Annotated in this window: 15 protein-coding genes; 7 read left to right on the plus strand and 8 right to left on the minus strand. The window is 55.0% G+C overall.

What is annotated here, in order from left to right; all coding sequences use genetic code 11:
• Positions 1 to 124 precede the first annotated feature (124 nt).
• Positions 125 to 1135 (minus strand): quinone-dependent dihydroorotate dehydrogenase, encoded by a 1011-nt coding sequence (gene pyrD / locus EGY08_RS05285; protein WP_004130996.1) that lies wholly within the window; start codon positions 1133 to 1135, stop codon positions 125 to 127.
• A gap of 248 nt (positions 1136 to 1383) precedes the next feature.
• Between pyrD and ssuE the strand changes: the two genes are divergently transcribed.
• Genes ssuE through ssuB form a run of 3 tightly spaced genes read left to right on the plus strand, consistent with a single transcriptional unit; the run spans position 1384 to position 3578 of the window.
• Complete coding sequence (ssuE, locus tag EGY08_RS05290; RefSeq protein ID WP_004130992.1) at positions 1384 to 1959, plus strand: NADPH-dependent FMN reductase; 576 nt, start codon at positions 1384 to 1386, stop codon at positions 1957 to 1959.
• Positions 1960 to 2016: 57 nt separating this feature from the next.
• The gene (gene ssuC / locus EGY08_RS05295) at positions 2017 to 2808 is read left to right on the plus strand and encodes an aliphatic sulfonate ABC transporter permease SsuC (protein ID WP_004130990.1); all 792 of its coding nucleotides are present in this window, start codon (positions 2017 to 2019) and stop codon (positions 2806 to 2808) included.
• Positions 2805 to 3578 (plus strand): aliphatic sulfonates ABC transporter ATP-binding protein, encoded by a 774-nt coding sequence (gene ssuB / locus EGY08_RS05300; protein WP_004130988.1) that lies wholly within the window; start codon positions 2805 to 2807, stop codon positions 3576 to 3578. The genes ssuC and ssuB overlap by 4 nt, the downstream gene beginning before the upstream one ends.
• Before the next feature lie 66 nt (positions 3579 to 3644).
• Here ssuB and pepN read toward each other — a convergent pair whose 3' ends face one another.
• Complete coding sequence (pepN, locus tag EGY08_RS05305) at positions 3645 to 6260, minus strand: aminopeptidase N (protein WP_123828298.1); 2616 nt, start codon at positions 6258 to 6260, stop codon at positions 3645 to 3647.
• Between the two features lie 328 nt (positions 6261 to 6588).
• Here pepN and pncB point away from each other — a divergent pair, with 328 nt between their 5' ends.
• The 4 genes from pncB to EGY08_RS05325 all read left to right on the plus strand — a co-directional run bounded on the left by pncB (position 6589) and on the right by EGY08_RS05325 (position 12550).
• Positions 6589 to 7791 carry a nicotinate phosphoribosyltransferase gene (gene pncB, locus EGY08_RS05310; RefSeq protein WP_004130976.1) on the plus strand — a complete coding sequence of 401 codons (1203 nt, stop codon included), beginning with the start codon at positions 6589 to 6591 and terminating at the stop codon, positions 7789 to 7791.
• A gap of 303 nt (positions 7792 to 8094) precedes the next feature.
• Positions 8095 to 9495 (plus strand): asparagine--tRNA ligase, encoded by a 1401-nt coding sequence (gene asnS / locus EGY08_RS05315; protein ID WP_004130975.1) that lies wholly within the window; start codon positions 8095 to 8097, stop codon positions 9493 to 9495.
• Between the two features lie 591 nt (positions 9496 to 10086).
• Positions 10087 to 11172 (plus strand): porin, encoded by a 1086-nt coding sequence (locus EGY08_RS05320; protein ID WP_004130973.1) that lies wholly within the window; start codon positions 10087 to 10089, stop codon positions 11170 to 11172.
• Positions 11173 to 11359: 187 nt separating this feature from the next.
• On the plus strand, positions 11360 to 12550 hold the full coding sequence (locus EGY08_RS05325) for an amino acid aminotransferase (protein WP_004130971.1): 1191 nt from the start codon (positions 11360 to 11362) through the stop codon (positions 12548 to 12550).
• 59 nt (positions 12551 to 12609) lie between these two features.
• On the opposite strand, the gene EGY08_RS05330 is transcribed toward EGY08_RS05325, so the two are convergent.
• The 6 genes from EGY08_RS05330 to mukF all read right to left on the minus strand — a co-directional run bounded on the left by EGY08_RS05330 (position 12610) and on the right by mukF (position 22549).
• A complete protein-coding gene (locus tag EGY08_RS05330; RefSeq protein ID WP_112165336.1) occupies positions 12610 to 13257 on the minus strand; it encodes an MBL fold metallo-hydrolase in 648 nt (215 codons plus the stop codon).
• Between the two features lie 13 nt (positions 13258 to 13270).
• Positions 13271 to 13822 (minus strand): YcbK family protein, encoded by a 552-nt coding sequence (locus tag EGY08_RS05335; RefSeq protein ID WP_004130967.1) that lies wholly within the window; start codon positions 13820 to 13822, stop codon positions 13271 to 13273.
• Positions 13823 to 14117: 295 nt separating this feature from the next.
• On the minus strand, positions 14118 to 15911 hold the full coding sequence (gene ldtD, locus EGY08_RS05340; RefSeq protein WP_123828299.1) for a L,D-transpeptidase: 1794 nt from the start codon (positions 15909 to 15911) through the stop codon (positions 14118 to 14120).
• Between the two features lie 182 nt (positions 15912 to 16093).
• Complete coding sequence (gene mukB / locus EGY08_RS05345; RefSeq protein ID WP_087830109.1) at positions 16094 to 20542, minus strand: chromosome partition protein MukB; 4449 nt, start codon at positions 20540 to 20542, stop codon at positions 16094 to 16096.
• Positions 20542 to 21246 carry a chromosome partition protein MukE gene (gene mukE, locus EGY08_RS05350; protein WP_004100725.1) on the minus strand — a complete coding sequence of 235 codons (705 nt, stop codon included), beginning with the start codon at positions 21244 to 21246 and terminating at the stop codon, positions 20542 to 20544. Before mukE ends, mukB begins: the two co-directional genes overlap by 1 nt.
• Positions 21227 to 22549, minus strand: coding sequence for a chromosome partition protein MukF (gene mukF / locus EGY08_RS05355; RefSeq protein ID WP_004130959.1), 1323 nt, complete (start codon positions 22547 to 22549; stop codon positions 21227 to 21229). The genes mukE and mukF overlap by 20 nt, the downstream gene beginning before the upstream one ends.
• Positions 22550 to 22552 lie beyond the last annotated feature (3 nt).

Consider the following 22552-nt stretch of genomic DNA (forward strand, 5'->3'; position numbering starts at 1 on the left):
AACTGCTACAGAATATTTCCAAAATTAAGAAAAGACTAAAATGTTTAAATAAGCAACAATGAAGGAATATAAAACAACCAGGGCTATAAATAAAGCCCTGGTGAAGTATCAGAAGGGGAAAAGATTAGATATGGGTAACAATTTCTTTAATCAGCGGCGGACCTTTAAAAATAAATCCGGAATAAATCTGCACCAGCGTCGCTCCGGCGGCTATCTTTTCCCGGGCGGCAATCACCGAGTCAATACCGCCGACTCCGATAATGGGCAGACGGCCATTTAATTCCGCAGACAGCATACGGATAATTTCCGTACTCTTTAGCTGCAAAGGACGTCCGCTAAGCCCACCGGTTTCATCACAATGTTTCATCCCCTGTACCAGCGATCGATCCAAAGTCGTATTGGTGGCAATCACGCCATCTATATTATGCCGGACTAAACTGTCCGCCACCTGGATCAATTCTTCGACGGAAAGATCCGGTGCGATCTTTACGGCCACAGGAACATATTTCTGGTGCTTCTCTTGTAGCTCACGTTGCTTATTTTTAATACCAGAGAGCAAATCATCCAACGCGTCTCCGTATTGTAAAGTACGCAAGCCTGGGGTATTCGGCGAAGAGATATTAATGGCGATATAGCCGGCATAAGCATAGATTTTTTCCATACAAATCAGATAATCATCTTTACCTTGTTCTACCGGGGTATCTTTATTCTTGCCGATATTAATCCCCAGAATGCCGTCAAAATGCGCCTTTTTTACGTTCTCAACGAGGTTATCAACACCGTGGTTATTAAAGCCCATGCGGTTGATCAACCCTTCAGCATCGACCAGGCGGAAGATCCTTGGCTTATCGTTGCCCGGCTGCGGGCGTGGGGTCACGGTGCCAATTTCAATGGAACCAAAACCCATCGCGCCGAGCGCATCAATGCACTCGCCATTTTTATCCAGCCCGGCGGCCAGGCCCAGCGGATTCTTAAATGTGAGCCCCATACAGGTCACCGGTTTTGTCGGCACCTTCTGGCGAACCAACATTTCCAGCGGGGTACCCGAAACACGGCGTAATTGTTGAAAAGTGACTTCATGAGCGCGCTCAGGATCGAGCTGAAAAAGGGCTTTACGAACGAAGGGGTAGTACATGAACTCTCCTGGATTCCCGGTGTGCAAACCGGGGGCGTATTATGTGCGATCCACCCCTGAAAGGGAATTGACCTACGACAAAAAATCTCATCTCCGACGCAAACGTTTACCTTTCTCCCACTCGTTATGCACTTTCTGACAATCCAACGCCGGATAAATCATTTAGGGAAATAAAAGCGCTCTGTCACACTGCAGCTAAATGTTATCAATTATAGATAAATGCGAATATTTAGTTATAAGGAGTGAGTATGCGAGTCATCACACTTGCGGGCAGCCCGCGTTACCCTTCCCGCTCCAGCGCGCTTCTGGAATATGCCAGAGAGACGCTCTCCGCGGCGGATATTGAAGTCTGCCACTGGCACCTGCAGAATTTTGCCCCGGAAGACCTGCTCTACGCTCGCTTTGATAACCCCGCCCTCCATGCGCTGAATGAACAGCTTGCCGGCGCCGATGGGCTGATCATCGCGACCCCCGTCTATAAAGCCTCTTTTTCTGGTGCGTTAAAGACGCTTCTGGACCTGCTGCCGGAGCGCGCGCTGGAGGGAAAAATCGTTCTGCCGCTGGCTACTGGCGGAACCATCGCCCATATGCTGGCGGTGGATTACGCCTTAAAACCGGTACTCAACGCGCTGAAAGCTCAGGAGATCCTGCACGGCGTTTTTGCTGATGATAGTCAGGTCACGGATTATCAGCATAAACCACAATTTACCCCGAATCTGCAGGGTCGCCTCGACCAGGCGCTGGAAACCTTCTGGCAAGCGCTGCATCGTCCCAGCAGCCGCGCGCCGGCGCTGAAAAATTTACAGCAGGTTGCGCATGTTTAAAAATCCCGCGTTGATGCCCGTATCCAGGCAAAACGGTCAAGAATAAAGGAACACTCTATGGCGACGCTTTCGCAAAAATTCCTGATCCGCGTAGCCCCTTGGCTTTTGCCGGTCGGCAGCGTGATCGTCTGGCAATTCGCCTCCTCCGTCGGTTGGCTATCGACTCGTATTTTACCGTCGCCGGAAGGAGTGCTAAAAGCCTTCTGGACGCTCTCCGCCAGCGGCGAGCTTTGGCAGCATCTGGCTATCAGCTCATGGCGGGCGCTTATTGGTTTCAGCATCGGCGGTTCTATTGGCCTGGTTCTCGGGCTGATTAGCGGCCTGTCGCGCTGGGGCGAACGCCTGCTGGATACCTCCATTCAGATGCTGCGCAACGTGCCGCACCTCGCGCTGATTCCGCTGGTGATTTTATGGTTCGGCATCGATGAGAGCGCCAAAATCTTCCTCGTGGCGCTGGGAACCATGTTCCCGATTTATATCAACACCTGGCACGGTATTCGAAACATTGACCGGGGACTGGTCGAGATGGCTCGTAGCTACGGCTTATCGGGTTTTGCTCTGTTCCGCCATGTGATCCTGCCCGGCGCCCTGCCCTCAATTATGGTCGGCATCCGTTTTGCGCTCGGCCTGATGTGGTTAACGCTAATCGTGGCCGAGACCATCTCGGCTAACGCCGGTATCGGCTACCTCGCGATGAACGCCCGCGAATTTCTGCAGACCGATGTCGTGGTCGTCGCCATTATTCTTTACGCTATTCTCGGCAAACTGGCCGACTTCAGCGCCCAGCTGCTTGAACGCGTCTGGCTACGCTGGAATCCGGCCTATCACCTTCAGGAGGCCAACGCATGACCACAGCGCGTCTTAATCCGGGGATCCCACTGCTGCTTAACGGCGTAAGCAAGCGTTACGGCAGCAAGACGATTCTGAATGAACTCGAGCTTCATATTCCCACCGGGCAATTCGTCGCGGTGGTCGGGCGCAGCGGCGGCGGTAAAAGCACCCTGCTGCGTCTGCTTGCCGGGCTGGAAAAACCCAATGCCGGACAGCTGCTGGCGGGTTCGACGCCGCTGGCGCAAATCCAGGATGATACCCGGATGATGTTTCAGGATTCCCGCCTGCTGCCGTGGAAAACGGTGATCGATAATGTCGGCCTCGGGCTGAAAGGCCAGTGGCGCGAGGCCGCGCTCAGGGCGCTGGCAAGCGTCGGCCTTGAAGACCGCGCCGGTGAATGGCCCGCGGCGCTTTCCGGCGGGCAAAAGCAGCGCGTGGCGCTGGCTCGCGCGTTAATTCATCGCCCCGGATTATTGCTGCTTGATGAACCGCTGGGCGCGCTGGACGCGCTCACCCGCCTGGAGATGCAGGATCTGATTGTCTCGCTGTGGCAGGAACATGGATTTACCGTCCTGTTGGTCACTCACGACGTCAGCGAGGCGGTGGCGATGGCCGATCGCGTCTTGCTGATTGAAGAGGGGAAGATAGGGCTGGATCTGCTGGTGGACATTCCACGTCCGCGGCGCACGGGTTCGCCGAAGCTGGGCGAACTGGAAGCGGAAGTTTTGAATCGGGTAATGCAGCGCGGCAAGAACGAGTCTGCGCCGCGCTTAGCGAGACACGGCTGAACCGTCGTCGTTTTTATAACATCCGGCCACAGCGCAGCTGCGCCCTGGCCGGAAATCACGTCACTGTTACGCCAGCGCTTTACTGATTTTCTCGAACAGATCCCCGGAAAGATTCTCCAGCCCCTTCAGTTGCTCCAGCGCCCCGCGCATCAGCGCCTGACGCTTCTCGTCGTAGCGCTTCAGGCGGATCAGCGGTTCAATGAGACGCGAAGCAACCTGCGGGTTGCGGCTGTTCAGTTCAGTCAGCATCTCGACCAGGAACTGATAGCCGCTACCGTCTTCAGCGTGGAACGCCGCCGGGTTGCTGCCGGCAAAGGCACCGATCAGGGAACGGACGCGGTTCGGGTTACCCATGCTGAACGAGCGATGATTCAACAAGCCGCGAACCGTCTCCAGGACGTTATCCGCCGGGCTGGTGGACTGCAGGATAAACCATTTATCCATGACCAGTCCGTCCTGGTGCCATTTGTCGTCATACTCCTGCATCAGCGCATCACGGCACGGTAGCTGAGCCGCTACGGCCGCCGCCAGCGCCGCCAGCGCGTCGGTCATATTGTCCGCATGATGATACTGCGCGCTAACCAGTTTATCCGCCAGTCCGGCATCGCCAAACGCCAGATAGCGCAGGCAGGTGTTACGCAGAGAACGCTTGCCGATATCGGCATGCTCAACGCGGTAGCTGTCGAGCTTGTTGGCGTGGTAAACCGCCAGGAACTCGTCCGCCAGCTCTTTCGCCAGCGTGCGGGTAAGCGCTTCGCGCACCGCGGCGATGGCGATCGGATCGATAATCGCAAACAGCTCCGCCATTTCATTTGCCGAAGGCAGGGTCAGGATCTCCGCCGCCAGCGCCGGATCGATCTTCTCATCCAGCAGAATCGCACGGAACGCATCGGCGACGTGGATCGGCAGCGACAGCGGCTGCCCTTGCTGGTGACGGTTGACGTTGAGTTTGATATAGGTCGCCAGCAGGCTCTGCGCCGCGTCCCAGCGGGAGAAATCATTCCGCGCGTGACGCATCAGGAAGGTCAGCTGCTGATCGCTCCATTTATACTCCAGCTTCACCGGCGCGGAAAACTCGCAAAGCAGCGCCGGTACCGGCTGGAAGTAGACTTTATCGAAAACAAAAGTCTGCTCCGCCTGGGTCACGTTCAGAACGTGATGCACCGGATGGCCGCCCTTCTGCAGAGGGATCACTTTGCCTTCGTTATCGTACAGCTCGATATCGAACGGGATATGCAGCGGCAGCTTCTCCGCCTGTTCTGACGTCGGCGGCGTGCGCTGGCTGATGGTCAGGGTGTACTGCTCCGTTTCCGGATTGTAGTCGTCATGAACGGTGACAATCGGCGTACCGGACTGGCTATACCAGCGGCGGAAATGGGACAAATCGACGTTGGAAGCGTCTTCCATCGCCTGGACAAAATCATCACAGGTCGCGGCGCTACCGTCGTGGCGTTCAAAATAGAGCTGCATTCCTTTCTGGAAATTCTCTTCGCCCAGCAGAGTATGCAGCATGCGGATCACTTCCGCGCCCTTCTCATACACCGTCAGGGTGTAGAAGTTGTTCATCTCAATCACGCTGTCCGGGCGAATCGGATGCGCCATCGGGCTGGTGTCTTCGGCGAACTGCAGGCCGCGCATGGTGCGTACGTTATTGATGCGGTTGACCGCGCGTGAGCCGAGGTCGGAGCTGAACTCCTGATCGCGGAAAACGGTCAGGCCCTCTTTCAGGCTAAGCTGGAACCAGTCGCGGCAGGTAACGCGGTTGCCGGTCCAGTTATGGAAATATTCGTGACCAATGACGCGTTCGATATCCAGATAGTCTTTATCGGTCGCGGTATCGGTACGCGCCAGTACGTATTTGGAGTTAAAGACGTTAAGCCCTTTGTTCTCCATGGCGCCCATATTGAAGAAGTCGACGGCGACAATCATATAAATGTCGAGGTCGTACTCGAGACCAAAGCGGGTTTCGTCCCACTTCATTGAATTTTGTAGCGAGGTCATCGCCCATGGCGCGCGGTCAAGGTTGCCGCGGTCAACGTACAGCTCCAGCGCGACTTCACGCCCCGAACGTGTTTTAAAGGTATCACGCAGGACGTCGAAATCGCCGGCCACCAGCGCAAACAGGTAGCACGGTTTCGGGAACGGATCCTGCCACTGGATCCAGTGGCGGCCGTTTTCCAGCTCGCCCTGGGCCAGGCGGTTACCGTTGGAGAGCAGGAACGGGTATTTTGCTTTATCGGCGATGATTTTGGTGGTGAAGCGCGCCAGAACGTCCGGGCGGTCCAGATACCAGGTAATATGGCGGAAGCCTTCCGCTTCGCACTGGGTACACAGCGCTTCGCCGGACTGATACAGTCCTTCCAGCGCGGTATTCGCCGCGGGGCTAATTTCGTTGACGATGGTCAGGGTGAAATGTTCCGGTAAACCGCTAATGACCAGTTGGTTATTTTCTTCTTTGTAGTCGCTCCACGGTTGGCCGTTAACCTGAAGAGAGACCAGCGTCAGGTCTTCGCCATCCAGACGCAATGGCACATCAGACGTAGCCGCCTGGCGGGAGACCTTGCTCTCAGCCGTCACTACGGTTTTCGCGGCATCCAGGTCAAAGGTCAAATCGATATCGCTAATCAGATACTCCGGCGCACGATAGTCGTGGCGGTATTTGGCTTGGGGCTGTTGTGTCATAAAAAACCTTTAGCGTGTCCTGTAAAGTGTCGACTCAGTCTATTCCTGTTGCGCAAATCTCGCTATGCAGAATCTTCATCTTTTCAATGCTAAACATAAAAATTGCTACATTTTGATAACACAAGAGGCACGAAATGCGCTCGACCAGGCGCAAACCTTGTGGTGTGATGCGTGTTCAATATATTAAACTAGGCCTCGCAAATGACCGTCTGCGTCGCCATCAGCCGTCGCCGCGGGACAGAGTCGGGTATTACAGGTATACTCCGCCTCCTTTTTACCGCTTTGGTTTTGATGGAAACGCTCCAGTGAGAGGATGCTACTGCGCACCATGACCCAATTCACTTCTCCTGTACTGCACTCGTTGCTTGATACGGATGCCTATAAGCTGCACATGCAGCAGGCTGTCTTCCACCGCTACAATGATGTACAGGTTGCGGCGGAGTTCCGCTGCCGTGGGGATGATTTGCTCGGCATCTACGCCGATGCGATTCGCGAGCAGGTTGAGACGATGCGCGACCTGAGGCTACAGGACGATGAATATCACTGGTTGTCGAGCCTGCCCTTCTTTGCGCCAGACTATCTCGAATGGCTACGCGGCTTCCGCTACGACCCGCGCCAGGTTACCGTCATCAATGACAACGGCAAGCTGAATATCCGCCTTTCCGGGCCCTGGCTTGAAGTTATTATGTGGGAAGTTCCGCTGCTGGCGGTGATAAGCGAGCTGGTGCATCATTATCGCTCGCCGGAAGTCAGCGTCGATCTCGCGCTGAATACCCTTGAGCATAAGCTGACTGACTTTAACCGCCTCACGGCTGATATCGATATGTCGGGCTTCCGCCTGATGGATTTCGGTACCCGCCGCCGCTTCTCCCGCGAGGTGCAGCAGGCCATTGTTGAGCGTCTTCAGCAGGAACCCTGGTTCACCGGCACCAGCAATTACGATCTGGCACGTCGTCTGAATCTGACGCCGATGGGAACTCAGGCGCACGAATGGTTCCAGGCGCATCAGCAGATCAGCCCGAACCTGGCAAGCAGCCAACGCGCCGCCCTCGCGGCCTGGCTGGAAGAGTACCCGGATCGGCTGGGGATTGCCCTGACCGACTGCATTACGATGGACGCTTTTCTGCGCGATTTCGGACCGGAGTTTGCGACCCGCTATCAGGGGCTGCGCCACGACTCCGGCGACCCGGTGGAATGGGGCGAGAAGGCTATCGCCCACTACAAAAAGCTGGGCATCGACCCGCTGAGCAAAGTGCTGGTATTTTCCGATAATCTCGACCTGACAAAAGCGGTCGATCTCTATCGCCACTTCTCCTCGCGGGTGAACCTGAGCTTCGGTATCGGTACGCGTTTAACCTGCGATATTCCTCAGGTGAAGCCGCTGAATATTGTTATCAAGCTGGTGGAGTGCAACGGTAAGCCTGTCGCCAAACTTTCTGACAGCCCGGGTAAAACGATTTGCCACGACAAAGCGTTCGTTCGCGCTCTGCGCAAAGCCTTCGATCTCCCCCCGGTTAAAAAAGCCAGCTAGGTCATATAAAGACAAAATGCGTCCGCCAAAACGGGCGCATTTTTATTCGCCTCCGCTTATCACCCCGAGACGTTATCAAGCGTTAAGAATCCCGTTCGCCCCGCATGGGATAATCGCGATGAACGAATCCCTCTTAATATCAGGCTCTCACACAGCAAAGAAGGCGATCTCCTTATTTATTTCCTAAAAGCCCCCTTTCTTGTGCGAAATCTACTTGTCTGATGGAAGATGACAGGTAACATAGATATCCCCCTGCTGAAGGGGAATACAGATTTTTCTATTGGACTAACAAGAGAGACTATTATGAGCGTTGTGCCTGTAGCCGACGTACTCCAGGGCCGCGTTGCCGTTGACAGCGAAGTCACCGTGCGCGGATGGGTGCGTACCCGCCGAGATTCTAAAGCTGGCTTTTCTTTCCTCGCCGTCTATGACGGTTCCTGCTTTGATCCTGTACAGGCCGTTATTAGTAATTCTCTTCCCAATTACAATCAGGAAGTCCTGCGCCTGACCACCGGCTGTTCGGTCGTGGTAACCGGCAAAGTCGTGGCGTCTCAGGGACAGGGCCAGAGCTTTGAAATCCAGGCTAGCCATGTTGAAGTCAGCGGCTGGGTTGAAGATCCGGATACTTATCCGATGGCGGCTAAACGTCACAGCATTGAGTATCTGCGTGAAGTTGCCCACCTGCGCCCGCGCACCAACCTGATTGGCGCGGTGGCGCGCGTTCGCCATACGCTGGCGCAGGCGCTGCACCGTTTCTTCGACGAGCAGGGCTTCTTCTGGGTTTCTACTCCGCTGATTACCGCTTCCGATACTGAAGGCGCCGGCGAGATGTTCCGCGTTTCAACGCTGGATCTGGAAAACCTGCCGCGCAACGACCAGGGCAAAGTCGATTTCGATAAAGACTTCTTCGGCAAAGAGTCGTTCCTGACCGTTTCTGGCCAGTTGAACGGCGAAACCTACGCCTGCGCGCTGTCTAAAATCTACACCTTTGGCCCGACCTTCCGCGCGGAAAACTCCAACACCAGCCGCCATCTTGCGGAGTTCTGGATGCTGGAGCCGGAAGTCGCCTTTGCTAACCTGAACGATGTGGCAGGTCTGGCAGAAGCGATGCTGAAGTACGTTTTCAAAGCCGTTCTCGAAGAGCGCGCGGATGACATGCAGTTCTTTGCCGAACGGGTTGATAAAGACGCCATCGACCGCCTGCAGCGTTTTGTTTCCGCTGATTTTGCCCAGGTTGATTACACCGACGCGGTCACTATTCTGGAAAATTGCGGTAAGCAGTTCGAAAACCCGGTCTACTGGGGCGTGGATCTCTCCTCCGAGCACGAACGCTATCTGGCGGAAGAGCACTTTAAAGCGCCGGTTGTCGTGAAAAACTATCCGAAAGATATTAAGGCGTTCTATATGCGCCTTAACGAAGACGGTAAAACCGTCGCTGCTATGGACGTGCTGGCACCGGGCATCGGTGAAATCATCGGCGGCTCCCAGCGTGAAGAACGCCTGGACGTGCTTGACGCGCGTATGGCGGAAATGGGTCTTAATAAAGAAGACTACTGGTGGTATCGCGACCTGCGCCGTTACGGCACCGTGCCGCACTCTGGTTTCGGTCTGGGCTTTGAACGTCTGATCGCTTACGTGACCGGCGTGCAGAACGTTCGTGACGTCATTCCGTTCCCGCGGACTCCGCGTAACGCGACATTCTGATTTTTTTCTGCAATTTTTGTCAAAGGCCAGCGCAAGCTGGCCTTTTTTTATGTCAATTTACGTTAATGAATATCAGGAAACTTAAACATCAACCAACATGATTCACAATTATGTTACGCACTATTTCATTAGTGAGCGCTAATTAAAACCGCACCTTTTGTTCATAAACTGGCAAACACGCTGATTATATTGCTCGTTTTTTAACCACACGCAGCACAACTTGCAACGACAAGATTTGAATAAAAATAAAGCAAAATGCTGATGCAAAATGCACAAACCCTCTCTTATCTAAATTATTCATAATTAATTCATATAGATATATAAAGAAAGGCGATTTTGTCAGCAAACGGGACCGGAATGTTGATTGAGTTCACAAAGTTCCCAAAAATACACATTTAGTTACATAGAATTTCCTTTTGTTACTCATATGCGATATTGGTAGCATTTTCAGGCTAGCGAAACGTTGTTCTGAATGGAAAGATGCCTCCAGACACCAAACTATCATCAATAGTTCCGTAAATTTTTATTGACGAAACTTATTGGCGGCAGTGGCAAGTGTTCATAAAAAAATATAAATGAGGGTAATAAATAATGATGAAGCGCAAAATTCTGGCAGCGGTAATTCCTGCCCTGCTGGTAGCCGGTGCAGCTAACGCTGCAGAAATCTATAACAAGAACGGCAACAAACTGGACTTCTACGGGAAAATGGTTGGCGAGCACGTTTGGACCACCAACGGCGACACCAGCAGCGATGATACCACTTACGCCCGTATCGGCCTGAAAGGCGAAACCCAGATCAACGATCAGCTGATCGGCTACGGTCAGTGGGAATACAACATGGATGCGTCCAATGTTGAAGGTAAACAGACCACCAAAACTCGTCTGGCTTTCGCAGGCTTAAAAGCCGGTGAATATGGTTCATTCGACTACGGTCGTAACTATGGCGCCATCTACGACGTCGAAGCGGCAACCGATATGCTGGTTGAATGGGGCGGCGACGGTTGGAACTACACCGACAATTTCATGACCGGCCGTACCAACGGCGTAGCCACCTATCGTAACTCTGACTTCTTCGGTCTGGTTGACGGTCTGAGCTTCGCGCTGCAGTACCAGGGTAAAAATGACGCTTCTAGTCGTGATGTTAAGAAACAAAACGGCGACGGCTTCAGCACCGCGGCAACCTACGCGTTTGACAACGGCGTTGCGCTGTCTGCAGGCTATGCGAACTCCAACCGCAGCGGCGATCAGAAAGCTGACCGTCAGGGCGAAAAAGCTGAAGCATGGGCAACCTCCGCTAAATATGACGCGAATAACGTCTACGCTGCGGTCATGTACTCTCAGACCTACAACATGACGCCGGAAAACGAAGGCAACTACTTCGCCAACAAAACTCAGAACTTCGAAGCCGTCGTTCAGTATCAGTTCGACTTCGGTCTGCGTCCGTCCATCGGCTACGTACAGACTAAAGGTAAAGACCTGCGCTCTCGCGCTGGCTTCTCAGGCGGCGATGCTGACCTGGTTAAATACGTCGAAGTGGGTACCTGGTACTACTTCAACAAAAACATGAACGTCTACGCTGCGTATAAATTCAACCAGCTGGACGACAACGACTACACCCGTGCTGCGAAAGTCGCGACCGACGATCAGGCAGCGGTTGGTATCGTTTACCAGTTCTAATTTGCAGTACACCCCTTCGTGATATGCCTAAAAAGCAGGACTTCGGTCCTGCTTTTCTGCGTTCCTGAGAGGAAGATCGTAACTTTCAAAAACCTTCTCGCTTTTTGTCGCAAACGGTTGGCAATTAACATAACTCCCGTTAACCTGATAGCGGATTTCCCTTCAGTAATCACAATGGAACCTCGTCATGTTTGAGAACATTACCGCCGCCCCTGCCGACCCAATTCTGGGCCTCGCCGATCTATTTCGTGCCGATGACCGCCCAACAAAAATTAATCTTGGAATTGGTGTTTATAAAGATGAAACGGGTAAAACACCGGTCCTGACTAGCGTGAAAAAAGCAGAGCAGTATCTGCTGGAAAATGAAACCACTAAGAATTACCTGAGCATTGATGGTATCCCCGAATTTGGCCGCTGCACCCAGGAGCTTCTGTTTGGGAAAGGAAGCGCAATTATCAATGATAAACGCGCCCGCACCGCTCAAACGCCGGGCGGTACAGGCGGCCTGCGCGTCGCTGCCGATTTCCTGGCGAAGAACACCGATACAAAACGTATTTGGGTGAGCAACCCATCCTGGCCGAACCATAAAAGTGTATTCAATTCAGCCGGCCTGGAAGTACGCGAATATACCTATTACGACGCCGCTAACCACAAACTCGACTTCGACGGTCTTCTGGCCAGCCTGAACGAAGCCCAGGCCGGCGACGTGGTACTGTTCCACGGTTGCTGCCACAACCCTACCGGTATCGATCCGACGCTTGAGCAGTGGCAACAGCTGGCGCAGCTGTCGGTAGAAAAAGGCTGGCTGCCGCTGTTTGACTTCGCTTATCAGGGCTTTGCCCGCGGTCTGGAAGAAGACGCGGAAGGCCTGCGCGCTTTTGCTGCGCTGCATAAAGAGCTGCTGGTTTCCAGCTCCTACTCGAAGAACTTTGGCCTGTACAACGAGCGCGTAGGCGCCTGCACGCTGGTTGCCGCGGACCAGGAAACGGTAGACCGCGCGTTCAGCCAGATGAAGTCCGTCATTCGCGCTAACTACTCTAACCCGCCGGCTCACGGCGCCTCGGTAGTGGCGACGATTCTCAGCAATGACGCGCTGCGCGCTATCTGGGAACAAGAGTTGACCGACATGCGTCAACGCATCCAGCGTATGCGCCTGCTGTTCGTTAATACTCTGCAGGAAAAAGGCGCCAGCCGCGATTTCTCTTTCATCATTCAGCAAAACGGGATGTTCTCGTTCAGCGGTCTGACAAAAGATCAGGTGCTGCGTCTGCGTGAAGAGTTCGGGATTTACGCGGTGGCGTCCGGACGTATAAACGTCGCCGGTATGACGCCTGACAACATGGCGCCGCTGTGCGAAGCGATTGTCGCCGTGCTGTAACCTCAGCGCAGGGCAAACAAAAGGCCGCATTTGCGGCCTTTTTTACATTCTGACTCCGGTCACCAGACCGGCATTTCATCCTGCAGGAAAGGGTTATGCAGACGCTCATAGCCAAGGGTCGACATCGGTCCATGACCCGGAATAAACGACACGTCATCGCCCAGCGGCAACAGCTTGCGTTTAATCGCATCGATCAGTTGATTATGGTCGCCGCGAGGGAAGTCGCTACGCCCTACTCCGCCTTTAAAAATCACATCGCCAGAAATCAACAATCGGCAAGCAGGATCGAAGAAGACCACGTGCCCCGGCGTATGGCCTGGGCAGTGCAGCACCTGCAGGGAAATATTCCCCACGCTGACCGTATCGCCTTCGTTCAGCCAGCGATCCGGCTGCAGCGGCTGGCAATCTTCCAGACCGAACATCCGGCTCTGTGCCGGTAATCCTTCCAGCCAGAACTCATCTTCTTTTTCCGGCCCAATAATCGGCACGCCATAATGTTGTGCCAGCTCTGCCGCCGCACCAACGTGATCGAGATGACCGTGCGTGAGCAGAATCTGCATCAGGCTAACACCTGCCGCCGCGACTTCCTGTTTGATTCGCTCAGCATCACCGCCGGGATCGACCAGCGCCGCCAGTTTGGTTTGTTCGCACCAGATTAAAGAACAGTTCTGCGCGAACGCGGTAACCGGAATAATACGATAGTTCATGAGGCTCCTTTCGTTACCAGTGCCGTACTGGCCCGGTATCAATATGCACAAAGTTGCTACGTGGGTAGTATCCTACACCACCTGTGCGCATAGATAACGCCGCTTTGCGAACATTGCTTAACGAAATGCCTTCAATATGGAAATCCATAGCCTGGCCTTTAGTGTGGTAGCTGTGTTTCGCCACCCCTCGGCTGCGGGCACGAAGCTCATTATTGGTATCAACAGAACGATAACCGGAAATAAGCTGGACAGGCTTGTTGGTGCCAAGTAATCCCTGCAAACGATAGAGTTGATCGAACAAACCGGGATCGATGGATTTAATCTTATTCGCGCGATAGTCACGGAAAAAATGATTAAGTCTTGCTAATTCATCCTGAATATAGCCTCTGCCATCGAAAAACTCCGCCTTGAGTGATTCACCAGTATGCAGGTTGTTCAGCGTCAAAATACGCGGTCGGGGGGTCGAGAGGGTGGCAAATGCCGGCGCAGGCAGAATGGCAGCAGCACCGAGCGCGGCTCCACCTAACGCCAGCAGTTTGCGGCGATTAGCGTCAAATTTGTCCATGATAATCAGGTCTACAGGTAAATGAATCGTAATATACTTTTCCCGCAATCCGCCCGTTGGCCGCCAGCGCGCGCCCCCTACGGCTAATAAATATCAGCTATAGAGAATGGGCTGCTTACTGCCACAGCGCCTTTGCAGGATTATATGTATATGCACTTCTGGCGCACGAAAGGCACCTTACCGGGCATTATTGCCAACGTCAAGGTAGCCTAACCCCAGTAAACTCGGGCCTTGCAGCGTGCAAGGCCCGTTTTCACACACAGGTAGGACAACCAAATCCGTTGAACTACTTCATTTATCTGATTAATTGTTCAGCTTTAGGTAGAATTTGTGCGCTGGATCGCGCGGTGAGATCGTAATTGTAAATATCTGTTCGATATTGTGTACGTCCATCAGCGCCGACAAACGCAGTCAAATAATAGAGATTAACCGGGATATTCTGGCGAATATTAACGTAGCGGGTGTTGCCCTGTTTAAGCGCATCTGAAATACGCGCGTCATTCCAGCCAGCATCTTGCAGCAGCATATTCGCCAGTTCAGAGGCTTTATTGACGCGTACGCATCCGGAGCTCAACGCGCGCCCGTCCTTCTGGAACAGATTGTGATTTGGCGTATCGTGCAAATAGATCGCGTCCGAGCTTGGCATATTGAATTTATAGCGCCCCAGCGAATTGCGCGCCCCGGGAGCCTGCTGGAAGCGGAACGGCAGATTCGACGCGGTTATCGTTTCCCAATCGACCTGATAAGGATCGATTGTCTCTTTGCTATTCCAGCCGCGCATCATCGTATAACCGTGCTGCTCAAGGTAGCCAGGGTTATTGCGCACCTTAGGTAGAATATCGTTTCTCGCCAGCGTCGGCGGCACGTTCCACGGTGGGTTGACCACGACATTGTTCAGAGCGCTGCTCATCATCGGCGTTTTGCGGTCCGGACGACCAACGATAACCCGTGATGCCAGCACCTGACTGCCGTCCTGGTAATAGACCAGCGAAAAGGCGGGAATATTCACCATGATGCCGGTCGCCAGATTACCCGGCAGCAGTCGCAAACGCTGAATATTCAATGCCAGTACGCCGGCACGCTGCGCGGGAGAAACGTTGAGCCAGTCGCGGGTCGCCTGACCAATCACGCCGTCAGCGCCCAGCCCCTGCCAGGCCTGGAAGCGCTTAACGCCCTCGACTAACTGGCGATCGTAAACGCCGCGGCCGCTACTTTTGGCCTTTTTCCCGGCAGATGGGCTCACTGCCTCATCGCCCGGCAAAGCAATCTTTGCCGATTCATCCAGCATACCGGTGCGCTGTAAAATTTCGCGCAGCGCGCCGGCATCATTGCTCCATTCGCCCGGGCGCAGCGACGTCTTGCTGGTAAGCTGCGGCCATGGACGGGAATCGGCAACCTGCGCTAATAGCGCCTGATGCATTGCGGCATACTGCGGATGCTGCGGGGCGAGCCCGGCAATAAACTGCGGCAGCGAACCGTTATCCAGCGCCACCTGCCACTGGTTAATGACCGACAGAGGCGGCGTCGACATCGCATACGGTTTTGTGCCGTACAGCCAGCGGTTGCCCTGAGTCGGAATACCGCTAATAAAATGCAGATAGCCCATCATGGCGTCAGAAAGAACAACATCCCGCGCCAGACCATTCACTGCCGGGTCGGTCAACAGCTCAACCCAGGTGGTGAACTGCGGCTGGAACCCGGCGATAGCCACTTCAGCCAGCTGCTGTTGAAACGCCTGCACTGCCTCGCGGTTATCCCACATCGGTTTCATATCCCTGGCCGCATACAGCGATACCAGCGGATTCATAAATACGGGTTGATAACCGGACGGCAGCACCGCCTGAATATCGGCACGGCTTTTTGCCGCCGCCTCGGCAGGAAGCGCCTGCTCGCCGACCATTTTGGCGACCGTCGCAGATTGGTTCGCGCTTTGGCTCAACGCGGAAGAGAGCTCGCTGATGGTTGCAGCGCTATCCGATGGTACAACTTCAGGCTCTTCGGCCTGGACATTGAACAGTGGAGCAAATGCAAAAGCCAGGCTCAAACTGAGCGCAGACAATTGACGACCATACCGTTTCTTTAGCAACATCCCTTGCCCCCTGTTAACACATTGCTGCCCGCTAAATTGGGGCTTACTTTCAGTATATGAAGACGAAAACGCTTTTGCCTTCCCAAATGTAAAGAAGTTAAAAGATTATACAATCCTAAAATACAGTAACGGATAACAAAAAGGGCGACATCGTGTCGCCCTTTGGCTACTTAGCGCCCCTCTTACGAAGCGTTTGCCGTTCCCGGCAGCGTTTCGGGAAGCTGCGGCGCAAAGCCACGCAGTCCCACCACGTGTACGTGCTCGTGGTTATTCACGACTTTACGCACAAGTTTATAGGTGGTGCCTTTTTCCGGACTGATATTTTCCGGCGCCGCGATAATTAACTGCATTTCCAGACGATCGCAGAGCTCGAACAGCGTCGCAATAGAGCGGGCATCCAGACGCGCCGCTTCATCAAGGAACAGCAGACGACACGGCGAAATGTCCTTACCGCGCAGGCGCATGGATTCATCTTCCCAGCTCTGTACCACCATTACCAGAATCGACATCCCGGTACCGATAGCCTCACCGGTCGATAGCGCACCGGATTCCGCGCGCAGCCAGCCGTCGGAACCACGGTTAACTTCCACTTCCATCTCCAGATAGTTGCGGTAGTCCAGCAGCTCTTCACCGATGGTCTGCGGCGTACGCTGCCCCATATCAATTTGTGGATTCAGGCGCTGATACAGCTTTGCCAGCGCTTCCGAGAAGGTCAGACGATTGCTGTTGAACAGATCCTGATGCTGTTCATGCTGTTCAGACAGCACGTCCAGCAGCATCGAGTGGGTTTCCCGCACGTTGACGTTTAGACGCACGCTGTTAACCTGGCCGAAGGAGACGCTCTGCAGCCCCTGGTTGAGCATGCGAATACGGTTTTGCTCGCGCTGGATAGTCTTGCGGATAATATTGGCCACGCTGCGGGAGCTGATAGCCAGCTTCTGCTCGCGGTTGGTCAGCTCTTCCGTCAGACGGCTAAGTTCGATCTCCATCTGCTCAATCGCTTCCACCGGATCGTCGGTGCGAATGATATCCTGGCGAATACGCTCGCGCAGATGCTGATAAACGGCGACAAAGAACTGGATTTTACGCTCCGGGCGTTTCGGATCTTCAGAAATACGCAGCACATCGCGCAGATGTTCGTTATCCGAGACCGCCAGACGAAGCGCGCCAAGCGCCTTATCCGACATTGAGCGCAGCTCATCTGCAGACAGGTAAGCCAGCTCGCGACGATGCAGGCGACGCTCCACGCCGTTGTCTTTTACCAGGCGCATGACCGCGCACCAGCCCGCTTTGGCGCTGACCACCTGTTCGCGCATTTCGCAGTAATCGCGCTCCAGCTTGCGGAGCCTGCGGGTCAGGTTATCCATTTCCGCTTCGCAGAAGGTCAATGCTTTTTCGAGCTGATTGCGGCGCGCGCGGTTGTTGCTGAGCTGAGCGTGGAGCTCATCGCGGCGCAGGCGGGCGCGCTCTTCGGCTCCGGCATCGGCGCGTACGCCAATATCCTTAAGCTCTTTATGCAGGTCGTTGAGCAGCTCTTTTTTGGTGTCATACGAGCTTTTCAGCGATGCCAGCACCTGATGGTACTGATTAAGCTGCGCGGCGTGGGTACGCAGCGCGTCGCGGGTACGGGCGCGTTCCGCTTCCGCCTGCTCCAGGCGATGGCGCAGTTTCTCATTCAGATCGCTATTACCGCTAAGCATCTCTGCGGAATCAGAGTAGCTAAAGTGGGCGCGACGCTGCACCACTTCGGTCAGCGCAAACGCCTGCTGACGCGCGTCGCGCTGGGTCTGCTGCGAATATGCGTAATCTTCTTTCAGCTGTTCAAACTGCTCCGGGTCGCTTTGAAGAACGGAAACGATCGGCTCCAGCTTTGCCAGTTGATTCCCATGCTGCTGCACGAAGCGAGCGGCTTCCTGAGCTTCGTCAAGGCGTTCCTGGATCTCATCCACGCGATCGGCCAGCGAGTCATCGGCCAGCAGATTCAGACGCGGCAGCAGGCGATTGAGTGCGGATACGCCCTCTTTAGCCTGCTCATACTGCGCCCGGTTCTGCTGGTTATCGCTCTCATGGGCGGTTAGCGCCCGCTCCAGTTCGCCGCGACGCGTATTCAGTTTGCGGATTTCTTCTTCCGGGTCATCCTCAAAGGCCACCGCCAGATGGTTACCGATAAAGCGGCTGAAGGCCTGGTGGAGGCGCTGAGTTTTCTGAACATCAAACGACAGCGTCGCAAAGCGCTCGGACAAACTTTCGCGCTCGGCGTGCAGCGTTTCAACGCGGCTTTCGCGGGCGGCACGACCAAACAGCGGCAGCGTTGGGAAACGTGAATAGCGCCACTGGCGATCGGCAATCTTGACAACCACCGCCTTTTCCAGCTCATCGACGCTGAATACGCTGTCATCAAACGACTGCGGATCGCCTTCGATCAGGTAGAGATCTTCAGGGCAATCTTCGAGACCTTCCAGCTGATCGGCAATCAGCGACAGATCCGGTACCACAATGGCGTGGCGGGAAGGACCGTAGAGCGCAGAATAATACGGCGCATCATCGAGACTCACGTCATCGTAGATTTCCGACAACAGTACGCCGCCAAAACGTTCCGCCAGCGCGTTCAGGCGCTGATCTTCCGCACCGCCCGGCTGGCTAAGACGCTCAATTTCATCATCGATAGCGCGCTTGCGGGCGCCGACTTCATCGCGCTCTACGATAGCTTCGCGTTCACGCTCCAGCAGCTGCTGGAGATATTCGGTGACTTCCTGGCTGGACTCAAACTGCTCGCCGCTCTGCTCGCACAGCTGGTTAAGGCTGTTCTGCGCCGCCAGCCAGATGGGCGCGCGACGCATCAGCGTTTGCGTCCGCGACTGCAGCTGTTCCAGCTCCTGGCGTAGGGTCATCCGCCGTTCGCTGGCGGAGGAGACGCTGTCGGAAAGCGACGCGATGCGGGCTTCCAGTTCCTGGTGCAGGGCTTCCAGCTCGTCGATATCGTAGCGTTTGCCCTGCCGCTTACAGAACTCATTGAGCTGGCGTTCGGCCTCCTGCTGTTCACGCAGGCGCTGTTCGAGCTCGGTCAGGCGGCTGCGGAGTCCGTGAGCCTGTTCAGCCTGATGGCGTTGATTAACGCCCTCGCGCAGCAGTTCGCGCGCCACGTTCCAGGCTTCATTACGCGCCAGCGGGCCGTTGATCTCAGCCACCAACTGGTATGCCTGCTCAAACTGGCTGTGCGCGGTTTGCGCCACGCTCATTTTCTGTTCCAGCGACAGCATTTTTTCCGTCGCTTCCTGCTCTTTCGCCTGGAACGTTTCCAGCCACTCGTCGGCGCTTTCCGGCGTTAAATCCGGCAGATGGCAGAGGGCTTTTGCCCGCTCCAGTGCCTGCAGCGCCTGGGTGTACTGAATCGCGCGAGTCTGCTGCACATCCAGCGCCTGCTGATAGTCGGCAAGCTGGTTTTTCAGCTCATCCACTTCCAGCTCGGCGGCTTCGGCGCGGGCTTCGTTCTCTTCCTGTAGGTCAACCGCTTCCGCGACGACTTCATTTTGCTCTTCGAGGCGAATCTGCAGTTCATCAAGATCCGCTTCATAGCGCTCGATTTTTTCCTGCTGGCGCAGCGCGGTCTGTACCAGGTTCAGGTGGTCGCTGGCGGCCTGGTAATCGGCTTCCAGATCGCCTTCCGCGCCGTTATGTTCCTGCAGTTCGCGGGCCATATCGACGTGCTTATACTGTTCCGCCGCGAGCTGAGCGCGGGAGGTGAACAGATCCCGGCGATATTCCAGCGCCTTGTCGAGATGAATGCGTCGTTCATTGGCGTGACGCATATAGTCGGCGGCAACGTAGTTGGTGGCTTCGCTGATCAGATGCTTGAAGAGATCGCGGTCCGACTGCGTCACGCGGATGGCTTCCAGCGTCATGCGGTTTTCACGCAGCGCCGCTTCCATATCCTGGAATGCCTTACGCACACCGCTGTTTTCCGGCAACAGGTAGTCGCGCAGCGAGCGGGTGATGGTGCTCGAAATACCGCCGTACAGCGAGGCTTCGATCAGGCGATAGTATTTGCTACGGTCCGAAGCCGAACGCAGGCGACGGGCCACCACGCCGAGGTCGAACATCAGCGAGTGATATTCGGTAATAGAGTTAAACTGCTTGAACTGCACCCCTTCCATCGCTTCAAGCTTATCTTTCAGCTCGTTGAGCGTCACCACGCGCGCCTGGCGCTCGTTAAGGGTTTCGGTCAGCAGCTGGGTTGGCTGGATGGAGGTTGGCAGGCCCTGGATCGCAAACGGCTTGATATCGACTTTACGATCGCGACCGGCCACCTGCTGTAGGCGAACGCCGACCACCACGCGCTGGTGGCGGGAGTTGATCACGTCCAGCACCGAGTAGCAGACGCCAGCGCGCAGCTTACCGTGCAGGCCTTTATCGCGCGAGCCGCTGGTGGCACCTGCTTCCGTGGTGTTACGGAAGTGCAGCAGCGTCAGGTCTGGGATCAGTGCGGTGACGAAGGCGGCCATGGTCGTGGATTTACCGGCCCCGTTACCACCGGAAAGCGTGGTCACTAATTCATCAAGATCAAAAGTCCGGGCAAAAAAACCGTTCCAGTTAACCAGCGTTAGCGAGCGAAATTTACCGCGTTCAATCATTACTCTTCCTCCCCGCTATCCGGCTGATTCTCTTCATTCTCATCATTGAGCTGCAGGCGATTTTCCAGCGCCATCGCTTCACCGTCGCGGATCATACGCAGTTGGGCTTCGCGCGGATCGTCACCGGCGCGCACGTCGGCACCAAAGCGAAACACCGATTCGGTAATGCGGAATTTGCTGCTGTCGTGGCCCATAAACCACACCATGCCAAGGCGGCGCAGGCGGTTGAGCGAAGCGCGCATTTTTTCCTGCAACTTCTGGCGGTCAAGGTCGGAGCCGGTCGAACGGTTATTGACCAGCTTCAGCAGCTTGGCTTCGTCCGCCAGAGTCAGCAGCTCGTCGTAAAGCTCTTGCTGGGTGAAGATGCCTTCATTCGCCAGGCGCTCCGGGCTGAGGTAGAGATAGCAGAGAATTTTACCCACCATCATATCCAGCTCGGAGAGCACCGAGCGCGGGATCAGCGTGGTCGACCGCGGACGCAGATAGAAAAATCCTTCCGGGGCGCGAATCAGCTCGACGTTGTAGCGAGCATAAAATTCTTCCAGGTAATCCTGAAAATCCATTAAAAATGCGTGATTATCCAGCTCGTCGAGGCCGATATGGCGGCCCGCGCGCAGGGCGCTATCCAGCGCCGGAAATAACGGATTAGCCAACGCTTGCGCCAGTTTAACCGGCATCACTTGTTCAATATTTGTCGATGACATGCGCCTGTACCTTGGCTCCGTAATCATTAATCGGCTGCCATTTTGCCGGCAGTCCGGTGAAATCTGCTTGCGCTACGCCCAAACGTACCGCCTGGTCGACCACAATGCGCGCGACATCAAAGTGGCGTGCGCGCGGATATTGCGACAGATATTCGCGAACGACCAGGCCAAGATCCAGCGGTAGTCCCTTCTCTTTATAGACCACCAGCTGTCCTTCAATCAGCGCCGCCAGCTGTTCGCGAATTTCATTAAACTCTTCGTACTCCAAATCCGCCGGAAGTTCCCCGGTAACCTCTTCATCATGCAGCGCCATCTCTTCATCGCGCATATCAAGCAGACGATCGGCATTCGCATGGGTGAGCGCCCATGGAGCGTCGAAGTAGGTTTGCACCGACTGACGCAGACGCTGCGCGAAGACGCGGTTTTTATCCATATCGATGGCGGTGCGGATAAATTTATGCACGTGGCGATCGTAGCCGATCCACAGGTCAATCGCCTGCTGGCCCCAGCTGACGATGCGGTCCAGCTTGCTTTGCAGATCGAACACCAGACGATCGATAAAATTCAGATCGTCGCGCGCTATGGTCGAGTCCTGGATACGCAGCAGGTTTGCCTGCAGCTTATCGCCCGCCGCGTCCAGGGTATCCTGCAGTTCGCGCAGGGTACCGGACGTTTCCGACAACAACAGCTCACAGCTGGAGATCGCCGCCCGCCAGTCCTTGTTCAGCAGTTGAGCAATATCATCTTTCACCATCTGCTGCTGCTCATCCATGATCCGCTGAGTCAGGTCGATGCTGTCAAAAATTTCCGCTACCGAGTACTTCAGCGGGGCGAAAACGTTGCGATGCCAGTGGAATTCATCGCCGCCCTCTTCTGCCGAATCGGCGGCGCGCTTGAGTTCGCCGGCAACGATGGAGAGCTGCATCGACAGGCGCAGGGTGGAGAACTCGCGCTGGCGAATATAGTAGTCGGTGATCCCGATGCCCAGCGGCGTCAGGCGATAAATAGCATTACCCTCGGTGATTTCGCTGGTAAAGCGGTTCAGCAGACGCTGGCGCACCATATCGTTTATGGCATTATTGGCGCGCTGGCTGATGGTTTCGCTGGTCTGCTCAAACGCATCACTCACGTGGCGGAACGCGTCCACCAGTTCTCCCTCGGTCATTTCCCCTTCCATCCGCTCGCCGTTTAGCGTGGCGATCGCCAGCAGAAAAGAGAGTCTGTCGACCGGTAGCGAAATAGAAAAATCATTTTTCCTGGCCCAGGCAACCAGTTCGGGGACTGTCTGGGAAAATTCACTCATAGT

It is taken from the genome of Klebsiella sp. FDAARGOS_511 (assembly GCF_003812845.1).
Taxonomy (GTDB): domain Bacteria; phylum Pseudomonadota; class Gammaproteobacteria; order Enterobacterales; family Enterobacteriaceae; genus Klebsiella; species Klebsiella grimontii.